Annotated in this window: 20 protein-coding genes and 2 riboswitches; of the genes, 13 read left to right on the forward strand and 7 right to left on the reverse strand. The window is 36.3% G+C overall.

Annotated features, from left to right (window positions below; all coding sequences use genetic code 11):
- The first annotated feature begins 245 nt into the window (after window positions 1–245).
- Window positions 246–1,676, forward strand: coding sequence for a MocR-like pyridoxine biosynthesis transcription factor PdxR (gene pdxR, locus AC1RFD_RS06290; protein WP_431810498.1), 1,431 nt, complete (start codon window positions 246–248; stop codon window positions 1,674–1,676).
- Window positions 1,677–2,696: 1,020 nt separating this feature from the next.
- Complete coding sequence (locus AC1RFD_RS06295; RefSeq protein ID WP_492474639.1) at window positions 2,697–4,226, forward strand: DHA2 family efflux MFS transporter permease subunit; 1,530 nt, start codon at window positions 2,697–2,699, stop codon at window positions 4,224–4,226.
- A 128-nt stretch (window positions 4,227–4,354) separates the two neighbouring features.
- On the opposite strand, the gene AC1RFD_RS06300 is transcribed toward AC1RFD_RS06295, so the two are convergent.
- Complete coding sequence (locus tag AC1RFD_RS06300) at window positions 4,355–5,263, reverse strand: C40 family peptidase (protein WP_048392783.1); 909 nt, start codon at window positions 5,261–5,263, stop codon at window positions 4,355–4,357.
- 538 nt (window positions 5,264–5,801) lie between these two features.
- Here AC1RFD_RS06300 and AC1RFD_RS06305 point away from each other — a divergent pair.
- The gene (locus AC1RFD_RS06305) at window positions 5,802–6,410 is read left to right on the forward strand and encodes a DUF4304 domain-containing protein (RefSeq protein ID WP_288582480.1); all 609 of its coding nucleotides are present in this window, start codon (window positions 5,802–5,804) and stop codon (window positions 6,408–6,410) included.
- 47 nt (window positions 6,411–6,457) lie between these two features.
- On the opposite strand, the gene AC1RFD_RS06310 is transcribed toward AC1RFD_RS06305, so the two are convergent.
- On the reverse strand, window positions 6,458–7,060 hold the full coding sequence (locus AC1RFD_RS06310) for a YczE/YyaS/YitT family protein (protein ID WP_131520219.1): 603 nt from the start codon (window positions 7,058–7,060) through the stop codon (window positions 6,458–6,460).
- A gap of 127 nt (window positions 7,061–7,187) precedes the next feature.
- Between AC1RFD_RS06310 and paiA the strand changes: the two genes are divergently transcribed.
- Window positions 7,188–7,706, forward strand: coding sequence for a spermidine/spermine N(1)-acetyltransferase (gene paiA, locus AC1RFD_RS06315; RefSeq protein WP_066036756.1), 519 nt, complete (start codon window positions 7,188–7,190; stop codon window positions 7,704–7,706).
- 45 nt (window positions 7,707–7,751) lie between these two features.
- On the opposite strand, the gene AC1RFD_RS06320 is transcribed toward paiA, so the two are convergent.
- Window positions 7,752–8,369 carry an FMN-binding negative transcriptional regulator gene (locus tag AC1RFD_RS06320; protein WP_237900843.1) on the reverse strand — a complete coding sequence of 206 codons (618 nt, stop codon included), beginning with the start codon at window positions 8,367–8,369 and terminating at the stop codon, window positions 7,752–7,754.
- 166 nt (window positions 8,370–8,535) lie between these two features.
- Between AC1RFD_RS06320 and pdxR (AC1RFD_RS06325) the strand changes: the two genes are divergently transcribed.
- On the forward strand, window positions 8,536–9,951 hold the full coding sequence (gene pdxR / locus AC1RFD_RS06325) for a MocR-like pyridoxine biosynthesis transcription factor PdxR (protein ID WP_103118135.1): 1,416 nt from the start codon (window positions 8,536–8,538) through the stop codon (window positions 9,949–9,951).
- Window positions 9,952–10,020: 69 nt separating this feature from the next.
- Window positions 10,021–10,452, forward strand: coding sequence for a DUF2935 domain-containing protein (locus tag AC1RFD_RS06330; protein ID WP_054550154.1), 432 nt, complete (start codon window positions 10,021–10,023; stop codon window positions 10,450–10,452).
- A gap of 79 nt (window positions 10,453–10,531) precedes the next feature.
- On the opposite strand, the gene AC1RFD_RS06335 is transcribed toward AC1RFD_RS06330, so the two are convergent.
- Complete coding sequence (locus tag AC1RFD_RS06335; protein WP_048392769.1) at window positions 10,532–10,897, reverse strand: hypothetical protein; 366 nt, start codon at window positions 10,895–10,897, stop codon at window positions 10,532–10,534.
- 347 nt (window positions 10,898–11,244) lie between these two features.
- On the opposite strand from AC1RFD_RS06335, the gene AC1RFD_RS06340 reads away from it, so the two are divergent.
- From AC1RFD_RS06340 to AC1RFD_RS06355, 4 genes are all read left to right on the forward strand, one after another.
- Window positions 11,245–14,292 carry a sensor histidine kinase gene (locus AC1RFD_RS06340; RefSeq protein ID WP_259950765.1) on the forward strand — a complete coding sequence of 1,016 codons (3,048 nt, stop codon included), beginning with the start codon at window positions 11,245–11,247 and terminating at the stop codon, window positions 14,290–14,292.
- The gene (locus tag AC1RFD_RS06345) at window positions 14,289–15,395 is read left to right on the forward strand and encodes a response regulator (protein WP_259950766.1); all 1,107 of its coding nucleotides are present in this window, start codon (window positions 14,289–14,291) and stop codon (window positions 15,393–15,395) included. The genes AC1RFD_RS06340 and AC1RFD_RS06345 overlap by 4 nt, the downstream gene beginning before the upstream one ends.
- A gap of 73 nt (window positions 15,396–15,468) precedes the next feature.
- Window positions 15,469–15,972 carry a GNAT family N-acetyltransferase gene (locus tag AC1RFD_RS06350; protein WP_259950767.1) on the forward strand — a complete coding sequence of 168 codons (504 nt, stop codon included), beginning with the start codon at window positions 15,469–15,471 and terminating at the stop codon, window positions 15,970–15,972.
- Window positions 15,973–16,020: 48 nt separating this feature from the next.
- Complete coding sequence (locus AC1RFD_RS06355; protein ID WP_259950768.1) at window positions 16,021–16,488, forward strand: DinB family protein; 468 nt, start codon at window positions 16,021–16,023, stop codon at window positions 16,486–16,488.
- A 27-nt stretch (window positions 16,489–16,515) separates the two neighbouring features.
- Here the strand turns inward: AC1RFD_RS06355 and AC1RFD_RS06360 are convergent, their stop codons facing one another.
- Window positions 16,516–16,797: a hypothetical protein gene (locus tag AC1RFD_RS06360; protein WP_227744874.1), complete on the reverse strand. Its 282-nt coding sequence runs from the start codon at window positions 16,795–16,797 to the stop codon at window positions 16,516–16,518.
- A gap of 48 nt (window positions 16,798–16,845) precedes the next feature.
- Window positions 16,846–17,256 (reverse strand): DUF3888 domain-containing protein, encoded by a 411-nt coding sequence (locus tag AC1RFD_RS06365; RefSeq protein ID WP_227744873.1) that lies wholly within the window; start codon window positions 17,254–17,256, stop codon window positions 16,846–16,848.
- A 90-nt stretch (window positions 17,257–17,346) separates the two neighbouring features.
- Here AC1RFD_RS06365 and AC1RFD_RS06370 point away from each other — a divergent pair, with 90 nt between their 5' ends.
- Window positions 17,347–17,766 carry a hypothetical protein gene (locus AC1RFD_RS06370; RefSeq protein WP_259950769.1) on the forward strand — a complete coding sequence of 140 codons (420 nt, stop codon included), beginning with the start codon at window positions 17,347–17,349 and terminating at the stop codon, window positions 17,764–17,766.
- A gap of 31 nt (window positions 17,767–17,797) precedes the next feature.
- Here the strand turns inward: AC1RFD_RS06370 and AC1RFD_RS06375 are convergent, their stop codons facing one another.
- A complete protein-coding gene (locus AC1RFD_RS06375; RefSeq protein WP_492474641.1) occupies window positions 17,798–19,279 on the reverse strand; it encodes an Lsa family ABC-F type ribosomal protection protein in 1,482 nt (493 codons plus the stop codon).
- Between the two features lie 564 nt (window positions 19,280–19,843).
- A riboswitch (cobalamin riboswitch) is annotated at window positions 19,844–20,023 on the forward strand.
- A 174-nt stretch (window positions 20,024–20,197) separates the two neighbouring features.
- Between AC1RFD_RS06375 and metE the strand changes: the two genes are divergently transcribed.
- Window positions 20,198–22,183 carry a 5-methyltetrahydropteroyltriglutamate--homocysteine S-methyltransferase gene (gene metE, locus AC1RFD_RS06380; RefSeq protein ID WP_492474642.1) on the forward strand — a complete coding sequence of 662 codons (1,986 nt, stop codon included), beginning with the start codon at window positions 20,198–20,200 and terminating at the stop codon, window positions 22,181–22,183.
- Window positions 22,135–22,494, forward strand: coding sequence for a hypothetical protein (locus AC1RFD_RS06385; RefSeq protein WP_492474643.1), 360 nt, complete (start codon window positions 22,135–22,137; stop codon window positions 22,492–22,494). The genes metE and AC1RFD_RS06385 overlap by 49 nt, the downstream gene beginning before the upstream one ends.
- A gap of 147 nt (window positions 22,495–22,641) precedes the next feature.
- A riboswitch (cobalamin riboswitch) is annotated at window positions 22,642–22,834 on the forward strand.
- Window positions 22,835–22,883 lie beyond the last annotated feature (49 nt).

Below are 22,883 nucleotides of genomic sequence, written 5' to 3' on the forward strand. Positions count from 1 at the left end.
CAAGGCGTTTTCCAAGATAACACAGAATGTTCTCAAACGAGAAAAATAATTTCAGTATAATTTTATAGAGGGAAATGCGCATCAAATAAGGGCTTTTATCAAAAAAAATGGATTGAAATTGAAAGTGGATGGTGAAATTAATAAGGAAATGGATGGTTAGTTTCAAATATTGTTATAGTATGATTGTCTTTTTAGCTTATTTACTAGAGCTAAGAAAGGATAAGGCATAACTGAGGTGAGTAAACATGGATTGGAAACCTGATCGAACAGTAAAAAAAGCGATTTATAAGCAGCTCGCAGAATACATTGAAAAGGGGATTGCAGATGGGACATTCCCGCCCGATAAACCCTTACCATCTGAGCGCTATTTAGCAAACGCTTTGAGTGTAAACAGAAGTACGGTAGTTAATGCATACGATGAATTGGAAGCAATGGGGCTGATTGAACGAAATCGTGGAAGTGGCACAACCATTAGCAAAGACATCTGGGGCATTACGAGGAAACGAATTCCTAGCTGGAATCGCTATATTGAGGCAGGTTCCTTTTTACCGAACCTTCCTGTTACCCAAAAAATTAGAAAAGAGGCTATTGAACATAAATTAATTAATCTAGCTACTGGCGAATTATCCGAGGATCTTTTTCCCAAAAGCGCCTTGAGAGAAATTACCGCAACGCGTTCATTTATCGGTAGCCTTGGGTATGACCATCCTTTAGGGAGTGACATATTACGGACAACTCTTTCACGGCATATTAAAAAAAGCAGAGGAATTGAGACAAAGCCTTCCTCCATACTGATTACTTCAGGAGCACAGCAAGCCCTACATTTGATTGTCCAATGCCTGTTAAAGCCTGGAGATGCAGTCGCCATAGAAGATCCTTCTTACAACTTTAATCTGCCTATATTTAAAACAGCAGGCTTACAAATCCATTATCTTCCTGTCAATAAGGATGGCATTAACCCGGATGATTTGCAAGTATTATATAAAAAACATCGAATTAAAATGATTTTTCTAAATCCTGATTTTCATAATCCTACGGGATCTTCCTTAGATTTAAAGAAAAGAGAAGCTATTCTAGACATATCCTCTAAACTAGGTATACCAGTAGTAGAAGATGACCCCTATAGCCTAACAGCTTTTTCGGGGGATAAAATGCCTACGCTTAAATCGCTCGATAAGAACGGGAATGTTTTATATATTAGCTCTTTGTCCAAAATTGTAGCCTCAGGCTTACGAATAGGATGGATTGTTGGTCCTACATCTGTAATCGAACGACTATCCGATGCCAAGCAACAAATTGACTTTGGGCATTCTAGTTTCACGCAATGGATTGCCAATGATTTTTTAGAATCCCCTAATTTTAATTTGCATATTAAGCATTTAGTGAAGGAATTAGAAACACGACGAGATACCATTGTACAGAGCCTCGATATGTATTTAAAGGACGAAGTGACGTTTTCCATTCCTCGAGGTGGGATACATTTATGGTGTCATGTTCTCAAGGAATATAACGAAACGCAATTACTTGAGGAATCCATTAAGCGAGGCGTCATTTATGTTCCTGGATCTACGATGGGCTCCAAAAAGGGTTTTGTACGCTTCACTTATGCGAGGGAGGATGTTCATTCAATCAATGAGGGGATTAAAAGGTTTGCACAAGCTCTAAATAGCTTCTAGTAATTTTGTAAATTATAGCCAAGTGGATGGCTAAGAAAGTGCTTAAGTGGATGGTTTAAATTCGCTAGAAAGTATTTAAGATAGAGTCATGGATAACAACTATCCATCAAGGCTAACTACTATCATGGCAGTGTGGATGGATTCACAATTATTCACACAAGTAATGAAATTTTTTATGATCTGGAAGGTGATAGGACAAACCTATTAGTAGCAAGAGAAAGATATCAGTGAAGAGGTAGTTCACTTGATTCGCTATAAAAATAGGCAAACACTTTAATCAAGAGATTTAAAAAATTCACAACAAGTATCGTTGGTTTTCTCAGTTTTACCTGTTCAAACAGTCTCAATCGTTAGCTTTAGGCTGCTGATGAGAAAACATCAAGGCAGTCACACCTTATTATATTTTAATTCCCACAAAGGTATAGTGGGGAAATAGGCACCCCTTCTATACGGACACTTAAATCTTAGTTAAAAAAACACCATCCAGCCACTTAGTCTCGATATTCAATCGATACTAGGTGGCTGCTTTTTTTCATTAAAAGTAGTTGAGTAGTGCAAGAAGACAATTTGGTGGAGCTATCATTAGTGTTTTGCATAATCGCCGCTACACTTACAAGAAGCCGCCTACATTATGAATTAACACTAGGGAAGGAATATTTAAAAAATAACGACAACAAAAAAAGTCGCATTCCTGTAGTTCAGGGATCGACTTTTTGGGAAAAAATTTATGAGAAATACATTGAAATATGTATAGTCTTGTGATAAATTTATAGAGATAGACACTGTATAATTATTATACCGCACATTATCCCTATTTTAATTATACAATACAATCTATTGTGTCGTCAACAATTTTAATTTTAATTTTTTTGAGGGGTGGTTGCGATGAAATCAGCAGGGGCAAAACAGCAGATTGGGGGAACAAACACACGAAGAAGCTCCATTGTTTGAGACAATCAAATGGCTTCCTAAACATGTGAATGAAATTGAAAAAGATAAAGAAAGTAGGACTGATACTATATGTCAGAGAAAACCATTTCAGTTGAGACAAAAGCGCCTTATGGCATGATTGCCATTTTATTTATCGGGGCCTTTGTTGCTATTTTAAATGAGACCTTACTCAACATTGCACTACCAGCCATTATGGACGAATTCGATGTGAAAGCCACTGCAGTACAATGGCTTTCAACAGGCTATATGCTAATTAACGGTATTTTAATTCCTGCCAGTGCATTCTTCATTCAACGCTTTACAGATAAAAAATTATTTATTACAGCGATGGCTCTGTTTACATTAGGTACATTTCTAGCTAGTATTGCACCTGCATTTGGTGTGTTATTAGCAGCACGTATGATTCAAGCTGCAGGCTCAGCAATCATGATGCCTTTATTAATGAATGTGATGCTAACTGCATTTCCAGTTGAAAAACGAGGAGCTGCAATGGGAATGTTCGGTCTTGTCATGATTACAGCTCCAGCGATCGGGCCGACGCTTTCTGGTTGGATAATCGAGCATTATAGCTGGAGAATGTTATTTGATCTTGTGCTACCAATTGCCATTTTAACTTTAATTTTTGCAGCCTTTAAATTAAAGGATGTGACACCACAACGTGCCATTAAGCTCGATGTGATTTCTCTTATTCTATCAAGCATTGGATTTGGCGGCTTGCTTTATGGCTTTAGTTCCGCAGGTGAAAAAGGATGGGATCATATCCTTGTATATGGAACAATTATTATTGGGACAATTGCTTTAATTACATTTACCCTTCGTCAGCTACGAATGGATGAGCCCATGCTTGAGTTTCGGATTTTCAAATATCCAATGTTTGCCTTATCCTCAGCCATCTCCATCGTTATTTCGGTGGCGATGTTCTCGGCTATGATTTTAATGCCTATTTACGTACAAACCATTCGTGGTATTTCCCCAATGGATTCAGGTCTACTCATGCTGCCTGGTGCCATAGTGATGGGAATTATGTCTCCGATTACAGGGAAGCTCTTTGATAAATACGGGGCAAGAAGCTTGGCTGTATTTGGCTTGATCATTACCATTGTTACGACATATTACTTCAGTAAAATTAGCATGGATACAGCTTATTCTACATTGGTGCTGCTGTATACATTACGTATGTTTGGGATGTCTATGGTAATGATGCCCGTGATGACAAATGGTTTAAATCAGCTACCAGCACACAATAATCCACACGGTACAGCTATGAACAACACATTACAACAGGTTTCTGGTGCGATTGGTTCTGCGGTGCTGATTACGATTATGAACAATAAAACAACTGCCAAGGCAGAGGAATTGGCTACAGCTGCGATGAACAATATGAGTGCCAATGCAGCACAGGCTACGACACAGTCTGCCAGCGAAGTAAAACAGCAAATCTTAAACGAAGCCATGCTACATGGCATCAATTATACGTTCTTCCTTTCCACATTGATTGCGGCCATCGCACTCATACTTGCCTTCTTTATAAAGCGAGTTAAGCCTAACTATGATAATCACACAGGTGGGGAAGTTGCTGGAAAACAGGTAGAGGAATAATAGTAGACGGGTGTTGCTTCAGTTTAGCAACGCCCGTTTTTTCTTAAGAAATTTTATATAGAGGTGGGGAAACCTAGTAAGACTAAAAAAAGGCATTTCATCTATAGATGAAATACCTATTCTAGTAGTTATTGAGCTAATCGTTGGATAAAGGCTTCTAATTGGACCAATGTGACATTGTCGTTCACACCGAATGTGCCGTCACCTTTACCTACGGTTACTTTATTCGAAGCAAGGATCCCTACATAATTATTTGCCCAATGTGAGCCTGGAACATCAATAAATTGTTCAGCTGTCCCTTGTTGTGTTAAATGAAATGCTTCCACTAAGACTTTAGATAGTTGTCCACGTGTCATTGGAGAACCAGGATTGAACTTTCCATTATCATCACCCGTAAAAACGCCAATTTTTTTAAGTGCCTCTGCAGCACCTGCATATTTAGACGAAGGCTTAATATCTGGGAAACTTGAATTCGTATTACTCGTATCTAAATGTAATTTATTAGCTAATCGAAGAGCTACCTCACCACGCGATGCATATATGCTAAAGTCAATTTCCGCATCTTTTACTTCTCCATAATCTGAGAAGTTGGCAATACGTTTTGCCCCTACATAACGTGAACCCCAATAGTATGGGTCATTCACTGTATCTACCTTAACCCCAGAACTTGTAGTAGCTGAGATAAAATTATTGTCACCTATGTATATACCAACGTGTGAAACACCGCTTCCAGATGTATTAAAAAATACGAGATCACCCGTTTTTAAATTGTCTTTTGCGATCGAAGTACCTTGTTGGTATTGAGCTTTAGATGTACGCTCTAATGAAATGCCTAGCTTAGAAAAAACTAACTGTGTATATGCAGAGCAATCCACACCTGTCTTAATATCCGTTCCTCCATATTTATAAGGAGCTCCTATATATGCTTTGGCTGTATTTGTTATATCTGCTATTGTTGCCGCTTTCGCATCATGAATACCCATACCTGTAAAGAACATAAACGATGCGAAAATGGGTAGTAACCATTTTTTCTTCAAATCAATCTTACTCCTCTCAAAAAGCTTTCGCCTTTGAACTAAAGTAAGAATAGCATGAAATAGGGCAGAGTTATTTTTCAATAATATTACCAATTACCCCTAATCACCAAAATTGAAACCTTAATTTTAATTGTGTAAAACTTTTGCAATAATAATGGGCAATTTTACTAAAAATATATGAAATTAATGGATTTATAGGGACATAAGTGTTAATTTAAACGTTTTATCCAATTGAAAAATCGTTATTGTAATAGTGGCTTTCCAACATAACGGTTATTTAAACATTATTATTTTTAGGTGATACTACGTTATGACACTAAGGATGGTGGTAGAAAATTCTGCTTTTATGTAGCTCCCGTAACTGCAAAGTCGTTTACTGTTAGATAGGAAAAGTTAGCCTTAATTTATGTTTTTGAGCAATGGATACGTTAAACTATATAAAATAAGTAGGTTCAACATGAAGAAATACAGCTGCGAGCTAATGAAATAATAAGGAAACATAAATCGAATGGATACTAAAGGAGAAGGAGGTATTCCATTGCAGCAAATTTTTAATGAATTAATAAAACAGGACATCAAGCCATTTCTAATCAAGCTAGGCTTTAAAAAGAAAGGATTGAATTTCTATCGAACAACTGAAAACCTTATCTATCTGATCAATTTCCAAAAATCCTCTGGTAATACAGCCGACACTATGATGTTTTATGTGAACTGTGGGATATATGCGGCAGAGCTAGCACGGCTACAATCAAGAGAAATGGTGACAGCACCCAAAGAAGCAGAATGTCACTTCCGAGGAAGGATTAACTCCATTGTCGAAGATGCACCTGATCGATTTTCCATCACAGCCACTACAAATTTGGACGAAATAACAAAATTATTGCTGCTGGGGTTAGAGGAGGTTCATAATTTCTATGAAACGATGACTTCTGCAAGATCCATTGTTGATTATTATATAGCAGGGCCATTTTTGCACTTGGGCGAAGAAAGTTTTCATTTGTTATTACAAGCCAATGATGTAACAACAGCAAAGCTCTATTATAATGCATTGCAGAAGAAGCATGGAACCGAACAGAGGTGGTCCATTTTTCAAAATAAATACCAAGCCATTTTCAATCAATACGGTGTGGAATTTGGGGAAAATTAGTCATCAAAACCAGAGCTCATTCTTGAACGAGAATCTGGTTTTATATTTTAGGAGTTGTTCAGTATATTATCTAGTATTCTTCCAGTTATCGGCATAAAAAAATGGAGGATATAACCACCTAAGCAAACTGTTAATAAGGTCCCGACACCGATGGGGCCATTAAAAATGATAGCTAACATTAAAAATAAAATATAAATAAGGGTTCTTGAGAAGAAAACCGTTTTTCTTGTTAATTCTTTGATGATCAAAGTAAGTCGATCTACAGGAATTGGTGCAAAATTTGTATGTAAATAAGTTGCCGTTCCTAACCCAACTACAACTAATCCAGTGGTAAAACAGACAGCTTGGCTAAACCAAAGATCTGGGGACACTATATCATGTAATAAAAATAACCACATATCAATCCCTATGCCAGTGATCAATGCAGTAACCAACCCTAAAATTTCAGGTCTTTGTCTAGCTAATAGGGAATTACTACCTATTAATAGGAGAGCTAAGATGATTTCCCAACTACCTACAGTTAGCCCCACATTTTTAGATAATCCTACTAGAAGCGCATCGAAAGGTGATGTGCCGAGTTTAGATTGAATCGTGAGCGAAATACCTAGCGTTAAAATTAAAATGCCCACTACATAAAAGACATATTTCAACAAAAAGATCTCCTCCTACTATTTTTATTGCAAATACAACAAAATTGCGTTAAATTGACTATATACTCTTTTTATTGCATTTGCAATATAAAATCCAGAAAGAGTTTACAACAAAGGAGTGGAATCAATGTCTGTTAAATTAGAGAAGTGTGAGCACGCAGATTTAAAACAGCTTCAAGCAATAAGTATTGAAACATTTAATGATACATTTAAAGACCAGAACTCCCCTGAAAATATGAAGGCTTATTTAGAGCGTGCCTTTCATAAGCAACAGCTAGAGAAGGAATTGGCCAATTTGGATTCAGCATTCTATTTTATCTATTATGAGGAAGAAATAGCTGGGTATTTAAAAGTAAATGTCAACGAAGCACAATCCGAACTAATGGGGAATGAGTCATTAGAGGTGGAGAGAATTTATGTTCGACATCAATATCAAGGAAAAGGGCTTGGCAAATACCTTATGAATAAAGCAATAGAGGAGGCTGTGGCTCAAAACAAAAAAAGCATTTGGCTAGGGGTTTGGGAGAAAAATGACAGTGCCATCGGTTTTTATCAGAAAATAGGCTTTGTCCAAACAGGCGCCCATTCATTTTATATGGGTGATGAAGAACAAATTGATCTTATCATGACGAAAACACTTGCCTAAATTTTATGGCAGAAACGTTGATTCACAACATTTCTGCCTGCTATTTTAATGGCTTCTATTTTTCTTCATCGCCTCAGCTAACGCATCAGCATGTGGATTTTCCTCTTTATAAAGTTCCTTTATTATGTTGGCGTAATCACTAGCATTTCGATTTTGACTTAATTTATAGGCTGCCTGCACTTCTTCCACCTTTATTTTAAACCCTTTTATTCCTTTCATTTCTTGCTGCAAAAGCTCAGGAGATAGTTTATCCCACAACACAGGATTTTCACGGAATGACTCATATTTTTCAAGTAAGCTAGTCAAATCTTGTTCTAAAGCTATTCCTTCAATCAGACTTGCCTTTCCATATACATGGACAGCTTGATAATTCCAGGTTGGCACATTTTCATGCTCATACCAAGAGGAAGAGATATAGGCATGTGGACCATTAAATATCACGAGAATGTCTTGTACTTCCTCAAAGGTCTTCCATAAAGGGTTACCATAGGCTAAGTGACCTGTCAGATAATAGTCATCCTCGATTTTTTTCAGCAACACGGGTATATGGGCTGCAATAGGCTTACCTTTTCGAATTGAAACGATTGTTGCAAAGGAATTATGTTGAATAAATTCTTTGATTTCTTCTAAATCCGATACTTTGTAATACTTAGGAACATACATGGAAACCTCTCCTTATACATAAAATCATCGTGAGTTTTTTGAATAAACAAATAATTATGTAGGCACATCTTTACATTTTCTACTCAACGATGTAGATTTTATTATAATCAATCACTGGCACCTCATAAAAGTGCCAACAACGCTATTTCTAAAGGAGCCAAAAATCATGCTCGAAATGACACCAAACCTGAATAATGAGGAGCCACTTTACCTTCAATTATATAACTATATAAAAGCAGAAATTCAAAACGGAAAGATAAGGGCTCAAAGCAAATTGCCGTCTCAGCGTAGTCTAGCTAAACATTTACAGATTAGTCGCAACACTGTAGATGCAGCTTATCAGCAGCTCCTTGCAGAGGGCTATGTGATAAGTAAAGAGCGAGATGGACTATATGTGGTTGATCTTGAAAAAGGTTATTTTCAAGGAGGCCCTCATCATTTTGAACCACAATTAGCGACTCAGCAGAAACAAGAACGACCAGCAATTAAGTACGATTTTAATTATGGAGATATTAATTTAAAAGATTTTCCCTTTAAAATATGGCGTAAATTATCAATGCAGAGCCTTGATGAAGAACAGGCTCAACTCCTTTTATATGGAGATCCACAGGGAGAGCTGGAATTAAGAAATTATATGGCAAGCTATCTTTATGAATCAAGAGGGGTGCAATGCAGTGCAGAGCAAATCGTTATAGGAGCAGGCTTGCAGTTTCTTCTTGGTATCGTATGTAACCTAATTGGACGGAATGAGCTTTTTGCTATGGAAGATCCAGGTTATTATCGCGTTCGTTACTTGTTTAAAGATAATGGTATAAAGGTGAAACCAATCCCACTTGACGAGCATGGTATTCATATCGATCCCTTAAGAAACAATAACATCAAGGCTGTTTATGTCACACCCTCCCATCAATTTCCCCTTGGAACGGTTATGCCTATCTCAAGAAGATTAGCATTACTAGAGTGGGCTAAGGAAGAAGATGCTTATATCATCGAGGATGATTATGATGGGGAATTTCGATATGCTGGAAAACCGATTCCTGCACTACAGGGATTAGATTCAAGTGATCGCGTCATCTATATGGGCACCTTTTCAAAATCTTTGATTCCAGCCATTAAGCTAAGCTATATGGTATTACCTAGAAAATTAATGGATTTATTTCATCAAAACAATTACTATGTTCAAACTGTGTCTAGACTCCATCAGCATACGTTACAGCTATTTATAGAGAGTGGGTATTGGGAGAGACACTTGAATAAAACACGAAATAGTTATAAGCGAAGATATGAGGCATTACTAAAGTCCATTCAACAAAAGTTCGGGGAAAATGGGAAAATTTATGGAGCCAGCAGTGGCTTACATATTTTACTTGAACCAAAAAATAAGATGACTGAAGAGGAATTGATTGATACAGCAAAAATGGCTGGTGTTAAGGTCTACCCAACATCTATTTTTTATGAAAATCCATTGGTTGTTCAGCCTGCAAAGGTATTACTTGGATTTGCTAATCTAGCGGAAGATGAGATTGACACAGGCATTAAGCTATTAAACAATGCTTGGTTTAACAGTTCTACTATGACGTGAATCTCTTTCAAAGTTCTATTTCCACATTTCTTGTATATACATAATAGAGATAAGTGGGAGGGGATTTTTATGCAATTTTACTATGGCCATCAAATGCCATTACGTGTATTAGATGAAGCTGAATTTTGGAAACATCAAGAAGAGGAGCATACAGTAGTAATAAGAGAGCTTGTGAAAGATTTGGAGCAGCAATATGTCGATGCGTTAAAGGAATGGGAAAAAGCTTTCGCTCAAACACATCAGCAAGTTGTGAGATATATAGAAACCGTCAATCGTTCCCAGGGACAAGTTTCTCCAGCTCTGTTTCAGGATATTTTACAGCTTACTTCCTTCTGTTTGCAACAGAGTGATCAATTTATCCAGTTTTGCCAAACGCTTATGCAAGAAAGTCAACCGATAAGCGCAAATCCTACAGCTAAAGTTGTATTAAATCATATCATTGTAGAATCCGAATATTTTATCGGAATTGCCCAAACCATTTTATATCAACAGAAATACTAGGTCTAGCGTCTGGAAAATGGAGTTTGGAGAAAAAACACTTGCCACACTCCATTTTTTGGACGTTTTCACCACCACAATATTAACTATTCGGAATTTTCTCTTTATATTTAAAGGAAAGGAGACTTAAAGAATAATTTTTAAGTGTATCTGTGTGAACAAAGTCATTTAGAATACTTTCAATTGAATGACAATGTTGATTGATTAAATTAATTTCTTCTATATAATTTGAATCAATCAATACTTCTTTTAATGTTTTAAACACTACTTTCTGCTCGTTAAATAAATAAACCAGTTCAAACCTAGTGTTCAATATTAAAGTGGTAATCTCAGGGAAAATAATTCGATCCTTTAGTACTTCAAGAATGGAATTCACGGATTTTACTCCATCAATAGTTTGTAAAGATGAAAAAACACCATTTAATAACTCTTCAAAATCAACCTTCATCAAAATCCTCCATCAATCAAAATCCTTTCTGATAATAACATTTTTTTAGAAAAATTTTAATGATTAATATTTTCCTTCAATAATGTGGAAAGTCTATTTAGACAATAGTAATTTATTGAAAACAATTCACTTCACATGTTTCCAGAGGTTAATAAAAATTTTTAATCCGCTCACAATCATTTTTTTAAAATAACAACAAACAAAACATCAAGAAAGGTATTATTATTGTTTGTTTAGATTTTGTTCAAACACAGTATGCTACTATCTCAAAAAGGGTTGATTGTAAAAACAGTGAGCAATATGATGTAAAGATACATCATAAATGATCGATCTTTGGGGGCACGAAAATGAAAAAAAATATCATAATTATTGTAAGTATAATCATGCTTTTTGTGATTGTTTTTTTTATTGGTAATTGGCATTATTTCTCCACTAATCAGCCAAAAATTATACATAAAGGTATAGGAAAGTTAGAGGAAGAGCAATTATTAAAGCCTGTAAAGCTAGAAGGAGAATGGGCCTTTTATCCAAATGTATTAATTTCTTTGGGGGAAAATTTTGATAGCTATCAACATAAAAAACTGGATTTAAATATACCCTTTAATTGGCAAGCATATGTAGAGCCAAATGAAGAGGGGCTTTCGGTGGGAACCTATCACGTCAACATAGAGGTACCATCAGATGGAGTTTACGGCCTATATATTCGAACGATTCGTCAAGCTAGTCGTGTATTCATTAATGGCGTTGAGGTGGGGGCTAAAGGAAATCCAAGTACTGTTTTAAGCGCATATGCATCTGAAAATGATGATAAATATACCGTTTTTTCTCCTAGTGTCAATAAAAGACTAGACATTGTCATCCATGTTGCAAATTACAATTATCCTCAGGCTGGAATTGTTTATCCTATTGAATTTGGTACGATGAAGGCTATTCAAAAGCATTATCACTGGAAAGTGTTTTTAGATATAGTAGTGAGTATAGGTCATATTATAGTTGGTGCGATCTATGTCTTTACATTTTTACAGAATCGCAAGCGTAAGGAAGAGTTATTCTTTGGTCTATTTACTATTTCATTAGGATTTTATATGTCGTTTATCAATCAAAAGGTGTTTTTCCTTTTATTCACTGATCTATCGACGGTCAATCAATTACGTCTGCAATTAGGAATCATTCCACTCGCACTGCTTGCTTTAACATTTTTTATAAATGCGATGTATCCACAATTACTAGAAAGAAAAATTTTATACACGCTTGCCATATTACTTGGTATCGTGTTTGTTATGTACGGTATCTATAATCCCTTTACAAAAAATGAAAGGGCCTCCTCAGAATTTGAAATGATTATGAGAAAAATAATCTATATCAGTGTCACGGCTCCAGTTATTTTCTATAATATATGGTTGCTTATAAAGGTCATGCTAAAACGTTTAGAGGCTGTGCGTTATGTGCTAATAGTTATTACAGCGATTAGTTGTTATTCTATTTTACTCATTTGTAACTTTTTATTTGGGATGCCTTTTGACTATACAGAATTTATGTTATTTTTACTAATATTATTTGGCTTTGCCTCATTATTAAATTATCGTGCCAATAAAGCTGTTTTAAAAATAGCAGCATTGTCAGAAGAATTGCTTGAACATAATCAAATGAAGAATGAATTTCTTCTGAAAACTTCGCATGAACTCCGTGCCCCCCTAAACGGAATATTAAATATATCCAGATCCTTAATGGAAGGTGCTCAAGGACCATTAAAACGATCTCAACAGGAGCAAGTTATTCTAATTCACAGCGTTACACAGCGCATAGGTCATTTAGTAGAAGATTTATTGTTTTCTTCTAATCAAATGACAGGGGAAGTAAGGATTAGTCTACGCAGTGTATCTCTATCTGTTATACATGAGGTAGTAGCCGAAATTCGTAGTCTTATGCCCAAAAATAGTCAAGTAAGGGTAACAGCAGAGATAAACTTAGATTTGCCAAAGATCTACACGGATGAATTACGCTTTAAACAAATTTTATATAACTTGCTGCATAATGCAATTAAATTCACACAAAATGGAACAATCATAGTCACTGCGCATGTTGAACAGGAGCAGATGGTCATCCAAGTAAGTGATACAGGCTGTGGAATTCCGACACAAGAATTAGATCGTATTTTTAACGCCTTTTATCAAGGAAACAATCATCATAATAAAGAAGGGCTAGGTTTGGGACTAAGTATCACTAAAAATATTGTTGAAAAATTAAATGGTAACATTTATGTGACAAGCACTGTAGGGGAAGGGACAACATTTACATTTACAATGCCCCTCTCAACACTAGAAAACGTAAGTAATGAACAAGCTACCATTACATCACATACAGATACAGAAATACAGCTTCGACTGCCCCTTATTTATAAAGGAAGTGATAAAAAAATACTGGTGGTAGATGACAACCATGTCAATATAAAAACTTTAACGGAAGCACTAAGTTTAAAGGGATATACAGTGATCGCCTTAGATAACGGCTTTGATGCGATCGATTATATTAAAACCAATCATGTAGATTGTATGTTAATCGACCTAATGATGAATGGGATGTCAGGTTATGAGTTATGTAAACGTGTACGTAAACAATATGATATGCTGGAACTACCAATAATTATCTTAACTACAGTTATGAAGCAATCTGACTTACTGCAAACGTTAAAAGTAGGGGCGAATGATTATCTACAAAAGCCGATTTCTACCGATGAACTTTTTATTCGTATTGAATCTTTATTGGCTGTTCGACAATCATCAATCGATGCAATCGAAGTAGAAATGAACTATTTATATTCACAGGTCACACCACATTTTGTATATAACACACTTAATACGATTATTGGTTTAAGTTATACAGATATGGAAAACACACGTGAAGCTCTTTATTGTTTAGCCACTTATTTCCGTGCAAAACTGAATGTTCATTATCGAAATAGCATTGTCCCCATTGATGAGGAGATGGAGCTTGTAAAAGCCTATTTATCAATTGAAAAAATGCGCTTTGGAGATCGTTTACGTATTAAATATGATATTGACGAATCGATACAATTAGGAATCCCTGCATTGTCCATTCAACCTTTAATTGAAAACGCAGTGTTCCATGGGATCTCTAAGAAAGTAGAGGGAGGGACCATAGAATTAAGCCTACAGAGAGAGGGACAATTTGTAAGAATTAAAATCTATGATAATGGTGTAGGAATTTCAGAAGAAAAATTGCACCAATTGCTAAATGAAGAAAGTACAAGAATTGGCTTTATGAATCCATTAAAAAAATTTAAATTAATAAAAAATGCTAGTTTACGAATTTACAGCGAAGAAGGAAAGGGAACAACAATTGTCATTTTATTACCAGAGGGTGGTGTCACATGAATATAATGATCGTTGATGATGAAAAATTGGCCATTGATGTTTTATCTATTATGGTTAAACAACTTGCCCAATTTCAGATTAACATTAAGGGAACATTTACAAATCCAACTGAGGCCCTCCAGTTTCTTGAAAAAGAAATAATTGATTTAGTGTTTTTAGATATTGAAATGATTGACACACACGGTATGCAACTTGCAAAGCATCTCCTACACAAGCAACCATCCTTACAAATCATTTTTGTTACAGCTCATACACAATTTGCCGTGGAGGCTTTTGAAGTTGAGGCAACAGATTATTTATTAAAGCCAGTACAGGAAAAACGACTGATTAATGCGTTAACAAAAGCACAGAAAAAAATGGTCGTGACGGTGGCGCCGAGGGATGAGAAGAAAAACTCATTATATGCGCATACATTAGGCAGCTTTTATCTACTGGATGTTCAACATAATGTGATTAAGTGGCGAACAAGAAAAGTACGTGAACTATTTTTATATTTACTATTTCACCAAAAACGGCCTATGTTAAATGCAGTTCTTTTAGAGGAATTGTGGCCAGATTTGAACTTTGAAAAGGCAGCTAGTAATTTACATACAACTATTTATCATTTAAGAAAGATATTAAAGGACAATGGTATTCAAGATCCCATACTCTTGGTCAATAATCACTATAAATTAAATGCGGAAATTCAAACTGATTATGATGAGCTGAATCAACTATTGGAGCAGGATCAACATGATGAGAAATCCATTCAGCAGTTATTGAATTGCTATGAGGGTGATTTTTTAATAGATGAGGAGTATTTATGGGTTAATCAAATCAGGCTCCGCTTAAAGCAATCTGTATTACATGTGCTTGAACAGTATATTGCACGTACAGACGTTGCCCACACTTTATTAAAGTATAATTGCCTACAAAAGCTTTTAGAGCTAGACGAATACAATGAACAGTATATGTTTCAATTGTTAGAATTCTTAATTCAACAAAATAGGAAACAAGAATGTATAAAATTATTTGAATCTATAGAGGCAAAATTAGCTGAAATTGATCTCCCCGTGCCAGAAAAATTTTATAGAAAATACAACGAGTTCTTACTCAACGTTTAGAAACGATTTCGGAAAAGTAATTTCTGTTTTAATAGTAGGTAATAATTTTATAAAAAGGAGATGCTCTTTCGGCATGCAAAAGATTGAAATAATTGAGCTTCACCATATTGAGCAAGATTTGGAGAAGCTTACTGAATTATTGATTATGGTCGTAGATGAAGGAGCATCCATAGGTTTTTTACCTCCACTCACACAAGAACAAGCGATAAAATATTGGCAATCTGTCTTAGCGTCAGATGTCTTACTATTCATTGCGAAAATAAATAATGAAATTGCAGGTAGTATTCAATTGCATTTAACTAGCAAACCAAATGGCATTCATCGTGCTGAAATTTGCAAGTTAATGACACATCCCAACTTTAGACGCAACGGTATTGGACGAGCGCTGATGCAACAAGCAGAGGAACGAGCAAAACAAGAAAACCGCTCCTTGCTAGTTTTAGATACGAGAGAAGGGGATCCTTCCAATAAATTATATAAATCATTAGATTATCAAGAAGTGGGGAAAATTCCTCAATATACTATTTCACCAGATGGAGAATTAGAAGCAACCGTAATTTACTATAAATTAATTTAATCCATGGTATTGAATATAACTGAAAACGTGTAGAAAGGGAGCTAGTATATGAACGAAGCACAATTATTTATGCAAATGAAAATGTGGCGTAATTGGACTGTTGAATTTCTACGTACGATCCCTGAGAATATTGCTGATCAGATACCCGCAGGACATCATAACAATATTCGTTGGAATGCTGGTCATCTATTAGTTGGTTGGGATCATACCATTTTTCCAGCTGTTACACAAGAAAGGCATTTGCCTCTATCCTATCATGTAATGTTTCCTAGTGGCAGTAAACCAGATAACTGGACTGAGCAACCGCCAACAATGGATCAAATTATTATACTCCTAGAGGAACAACCAATTCTGATTGAACAAGCTTGTGCAGGACATCTACATGAACCGCTTAAAGAACCTTTTTTAGGTATGAAAACATTAGGTGATATGGTTGTCTTTCATATGAACCATGAAAATTTTCACATGGGAATTATAAAAAGTATGATGCAAACGCTCTTAAAGAATGAAGCCTAACTGATGGAATCAGTTGGCTTCATTTTTCTATATATACCACGGTAACAGATCCTCCATTTTCTTACCTGGCTTACTTGTTTTATCTGTTACGATCCATGTGCCGTCTTTCTTTTGCAGCTGATAGCTTACATTTGTACCATCCGCTCTTTTAAAGAGCATATAACCTATATTACCCTTGATAAAAGTGACAGGGTCTATGACATTTTTGTAGGGAATCTTTCGCTCAGGAAATAAAATATGGGTCACTATTTCCTCTGCAATCATAGCAAGGGATTTCATATCATTATTAATTTCAGCTTGATATTGCAATTGATCGTATCGGTAGGAAGTATAAGATGCTAAGTCCAGCTTAAAACTCTACTGTATATCTAACAGTGTTGCCCTATAGAATGCGTTTATTGCCTTTTCTACATCATCTGCCTCATGTATATAGCGAAGTGTGATGACACCAGTTGGACTGACTTCAAACGTAATGATTTCCTTACTGTAGGGTGGGGAATGCGCATGCTCAAAGGTCGTAACTTCCACGCTAACTTTAAAGCTAAACTGACTTTCTTTGACAATTTTTAAAATTTTCACATCATACAAGCCATACTGCTTAGGATAGCCATAGTAATGATCAATTTCCTTTTCAATAAATGGATTAAGGATTGTAATGAATGTGTCCCTGATTAGTTGCTCATCAGCTTGTTCACTTTGCGCATAAATCTTACATGGCAGAATGAACATAGTGAAGATAAACATTAAAACATAAGCAAATTTTTTCATGGAATAGTGACCTTTCTGCAGGATGATACTTTATAGAGTGCACCAATCACAGCAAATTATCGAGCATTTTTAAAGAAAGGGAATTGAACAATGGGAAAAATAATACTGCCCTTTTTATGTATGCTTTTGTTATTTCCAACAGCTACTTCGGGGTCAGAACCTGAAGGCTTAAAATGTCCAAATCCAGATGTATTGATGAAAACAACGGTGAAAGACAAAGACGAGCTTAGTCAAGCATTAGCTGACATCATTCCAAAAGTATATGGCTCAAGCCCTGATTATCAGGAGTGGCAAATTGAGGTGATAAAGCCCATGCCCATATTAACTGGCATGGAGGAGAATTACTATAAAATGGCGGTGAACTTCTGTGGAGAAAATGTGGCTAATCACTCCTGGTTTGTTCGATTAAGGTTTCCAAGATTACTGCCAGCGCAAAGTGCATCACTAGGTGAGCTATATATCGTGAAAGAGACAAATTCTAAATGGATCCATTGGTTTCAATATCATTAAAAAGGAAGAATCCATAAATGGATTCTTCTCTTTACGACATAGCTATCGTTTTCGTTGCTACAGTTTGTTGAAATGCCTGATCATGCTCAACAATCACCATTGTGAGATGAGAGCTTTTTATGAGCTCTTCAATCTGCATGCGTGAATAGATATCAATAAAATTGAGTGGTTCATCCCAAATATATAAATGAGCCTTCTCACACAAGCTTTTAGCAATCAGCAGCTTTTTCTTTTGCCCACCAGAATAATGAGAGATATCCTTCTCAAATTGAATACGCTCAAAATCCATCTTGCGCAGGATTGATTTAAATAACGTCTCATCAATACCATGCTCTTCAATAAATTCCGATAGCAATCCCTTTAAATGGGATGTATCCTGCTGAACATAGGAAATGACTAGACCTGAAGCTAACTTTATGGAGCCTGTATGTTGGATGGGCTTACTTAGAATAAGTTTTAACATACTACTTTTTCCGCTTCCATTTTTGCCATCTAAAACAACTCGATCCCCTTGTGCCACTTTGAAGCTAATAGGCTTATTCACGATATGGTCATCGTACCGAATCGATACATCCGTGACAACAACCATTTCTTTTGATGGATATGCCAATGGCTCTACTTTCAATGACTCGGTTTTTTCAACATTTTTTAGCAGTTTTGATTTTTCCTCAATAGCTCTTTGTTGTCTGGATTCCAGGTTCTTCGCTCGTTTCATCATCTTGGCTGCTTTATGTCCAACAAAGCCTTTGTCCAGTTTGGAACCTGAATTGGTTGTGCCGTTTTTGGAGGCTTCCACTTGATTAGACCAACCTGACGAACGCTTTGAGGATTGTTTTAATCGGTCGATATCTTTTTGCAGTCGTTGATTGGTTACTTCTTCGTGTTCCTGCTGACGATCAAAATTTAACTTCCAAGAAGAATAATTTCCACTTTGAACGTCAATATTGGCTCTATTAATCGATAGGATATGGTCAACACAGCCATCTAAAAAGCTTCTGTCATGTGAAATTAAAATAAATCCTTTTTTCCTGCGAAGATAATCGGAAACCGTCTTTCGTGCATTCGTGTCTAGGTGATTGGTTGGTTCATCAATTAATAAAAATTGACCCTCTGTCAAAAACAACGCAGCAAGCAGCACCTTTGTTTGTTCGCCATTGGATAATGTTTTAAAAGGACGATACATGACCTCCGCATCTACATGTAGGTAAGCTATTTCACGTAGACATTCCCAATCTTCTGCCTGAGGACAAATTTCTTCAAATATTTCATGGGTATATTTATTTGGATCAGAAACTGGATAGGGGAAATAAGTGAAGTCTACAGAAGAGATGATTTTTCCGCTATACTCATAATTTCCTAATAACAACTGAAAGAATGTTGTTTTACCTCGTCCGTTTCTACCGATAAATCCAAGTTTCCAATCCGTATCGATTTGAAAGTTGACATTCTCAAAAATATTGTCAAAGCTGCTTGGATAAGAAAAAGTTAGGTTTTGTACTTGTATCATGGACATGATAATTCCTCCTTTGTATTGCAACAGTTTACTTTTCATACAAAGTCGGTCTATCCATCTATGGTTGATTTCTCCGTATAAGCAGATGGATATTAACGACTTATACGGAGTGTTACATGCGTTACAATAGTTTCTGAATCGCTCATATTTTTCCTCTCCTTTATGGGTAAATGAAAGGTACAAAATCAACTATGAAAGCAAGAAAAAAACCCTCCAATTGTACATTGGAAGGATTAGTCTTTCTCTGAATAAATGCGATTTGCAATTTGTGTCATGACAAATAAAATGCAAACTGATAGTTAAAAATGGATAGACTAACCCTATATTTTGTGTTTGAAATCATTCAATTCAAATAAAAATATAGTTTAGTTCTTCATTGTCCATTCATCAGTCCTCTCATAATTGTCTTTTTATAGTAACAAATTTTTTTACAGAATACAATGTAACCTTATTTTCACTTAGTACTATACAATAATTCCTATAATATTTATAGAAATAATTTATATAATAGTTGAAAAATAATTTCTACTATTCTGAAATATGTGCTATAGTAGGAGCATAATTGAATATTGTGTAAGACTTGGTGCCAAATGAAAGTTTGGCTTAAAAGGGAAGTCGGTGCAAATCCGACGCTGTCCCGCAACTGTAATTCGGAGCAAATCACAAATGCCACTGGGGAAACTGGGAAGGCTGTGAGGCGTGTTGATGGAAAGCCAGGAGACCTGCCAATTTCTAGTACACACCAAATACCTACGTGGAAATAGGTGGTGAAAAGTGACCAAATAGGCACTGTGCGATAACGTTTATGCGAAAGTAGATACTTTTTCGTATTGTTTTAGCATTATTAATTTTAACATGCAGCCATTTTCCTAATAGGAGAATGGCTTTTTATTTTTTCTAAAAAAGGAGCTTAAAAACATGAACTATACAAGTACATTGATCGGTTATCCCTATATAGGGGAGGAACGCGAATGGAAAAAAGCACTAGAAGCATTTTGGCGCAATGAACTTTCTGAGGAGGACTTTGAGGAAAAATTAAAGAAAATCCGTTTATCAAGAATAAACAAGCAGCTGCAACTTGGAATCGATATGGTGACAGTTGGCGACTTTACGTTTTACGATAGAATGTTAGATACAGCTTTGATGTTTGGTTTAGTTCCAAAGCGCTTTAACTGGCAAGGTGGTAAAGTCGATTTTCATACCTACTTCAGTGTAGCAAGAGGAGACAAAACAGCCGTAGCTAGTGAAATGACAAAATGGTTTAATACAAATTATCACTACATTGTTCCAGAGTATGAGGGACAAGCCTTACAACTAACAGAAAATAAAGTGTTAGCCGACTTTTTAGAGGCGAAGGAAACTTTCGGTATCATTGCGAAGCCGACACTAATTGGTCCCTATACATTTTATAAGTTAACGAAAGGCTACAACAAATTAACACAGGTTGAGTACTTATTAGCTTTATTACCACTCTATACGCAGGTATTAAAAGAATTAGTGGATGCAGGTGCCACTTGGATTCAGCTAGAAGAGCCATCCCTCGTCTTAACACTTGATCCAGCAGAGATAAAGCTGGTGAAAGAAATGTATGACCAGTTAGCCACTGCCGTTCCTGAGGCTAAAATAATGCTACAGACTTATTTCGAAGCTTTAAGTGCCTATGAAGCATTAAGTACATTGCCTGTTCAAGGATTCGGTTTGGACTTTGTTCATGGCTATAAAGGAAATATGGCGTCACTTCGTCAATTTGGTTTCCCGCAGGATAAAGTATTAGGAATAGGGGTAGTGAATGGCCGTGATATTTGGCGTTCAAACCTGGCGGAGGTCAATGCGACAATTCAAGCCATTGAACAGCTAAGTCATGCTGCTGAACTATGGATTCAACCATCAAGTAACCTACAGCACGTTCCAATCACAACCTCTCTTGAAAATGAACTTGACCCTGTTTTAAAGCAGTCTCTGGCCTTCGCAGATGAGAAAATCGTAGAAATCACGGGGCTGACTAAATATAGACGAGATAAAGATGGTTCCTTACAACATAATTTTTCAGAAAGTATGAAGGCGATTGAGGCTCTAAAAAATCATCCAATCCGCCAAAATAAGTTAATTCATCAAGCCGTTCAAACTGTGACAAAGCAAGATTTTGAACGACACAGTAATTTTACGAAGCGACAAACGATCCAACAACAAGCCTTAGGATTACCGCTGTTTCCAACAACTACAATCGGTAGCTTCCCGCAATCAGATGAAGTGAAAAGAAATCGTAATGCGTGGCGAAAGAAACAATTATCGAATGAAGCCTATGAAACATTTTTAGAAGACGAAACAAAGCGCTGGATCTCCATACAAGAGGAATTAGATATCGATGTACTTGTTCATGGTGAATTTGAGCGTACAGATATGGTCGAATATTTCGGTGAAAAGCTGACTGGCTTTGCCTTTACAGAGAAAGCGTGGGTTGTTTCATATGGATCACGCTGTGTGAAGCCTCCGATCATTTATGGAGATGTTGCATGGGCTTCACCAATTACCGTAAAAGAATCCGCCTATGCCCAAAGCCTAACGAAGCGATTTGTAAAAGGCATGCTGACAGGGCCAGTAACAATATTAAATTGGTCCTTTGTGCGAGATGATTTGTCCCGTAAAGATGTCGCTTATCAAATTGCATTAGCACTCCGTAAAGAGGTGGAAGCACTAGAAAACGCAGGTATATCAATTATTCAAGTGGACGAGCCAGCGTTAAGAGAAGGTTTACCGCTTAGAAAGGAGGAATGGGGGGCTTACTTAGAGTGGGCTGTCAATTCCTTTAAGCTTGCGACATCTAGTGTAAAGATGAAACACAAATCCATACACATATGTGTTACTGTGAGTTTAATGATTTCATCGAACCAATTAGCGCACTAGATGCAGATGTGATTTCCATAGAAACATCACGAAGTCATGGGGAACTTATTACCTCACTACAAGTACAGACCTATAAAAAAGGAATTGGCTTAGGCGTCTATGATATTCATAGCCCTCGTGTACCAAGCGAGGATGAAATGCTCGCTATTATGAAAGATAGTCTACAGGTGCTGGACCGTTATCAATTCTGGGTGAATCCAGATTGTGGCTTAAAAACGAGAAAAGAAGATGAAACCGTTGCAGCTTTAGCGAATATGGTTGCTGCTACTAAAACGTTGCGTCAAGCTGTACAACAATCTACATCAAGCTAACGAAATGATTTTTAATCTACTACATCTACTCTCCAATAACGAAGACTAGGGTAAATCCCTAGTCTTTTTATCTTACGTCGATATATATATTATCTTCAGAAAGTAAAATTGACGTGAACAGGCGAGCATGTTATGTTTATTACTAATTTCATAGCAATCATTACAAGTTTGAGTGAAATCGTCTTTCATTCAATTAAAAGGAAAATGGGTGAAAATCCCATGCTGTCCCGCAGCTGTAAATGAGGAGTTTTGTTTCAAATACCACTGAGTGAGTACTTGGGAAGGTGAAACAAAATGATGATTCATGAGCCAGAATGCCTGCTTGTAAGAAGATTCATTGATGATCTACGAAAGATAGGGAGATGGATGGAGACTTGCTCATCGTGGGT

The organism is Lysinibacillus sp. GW823-FHT02G10, from assembly GCF_058797135.1.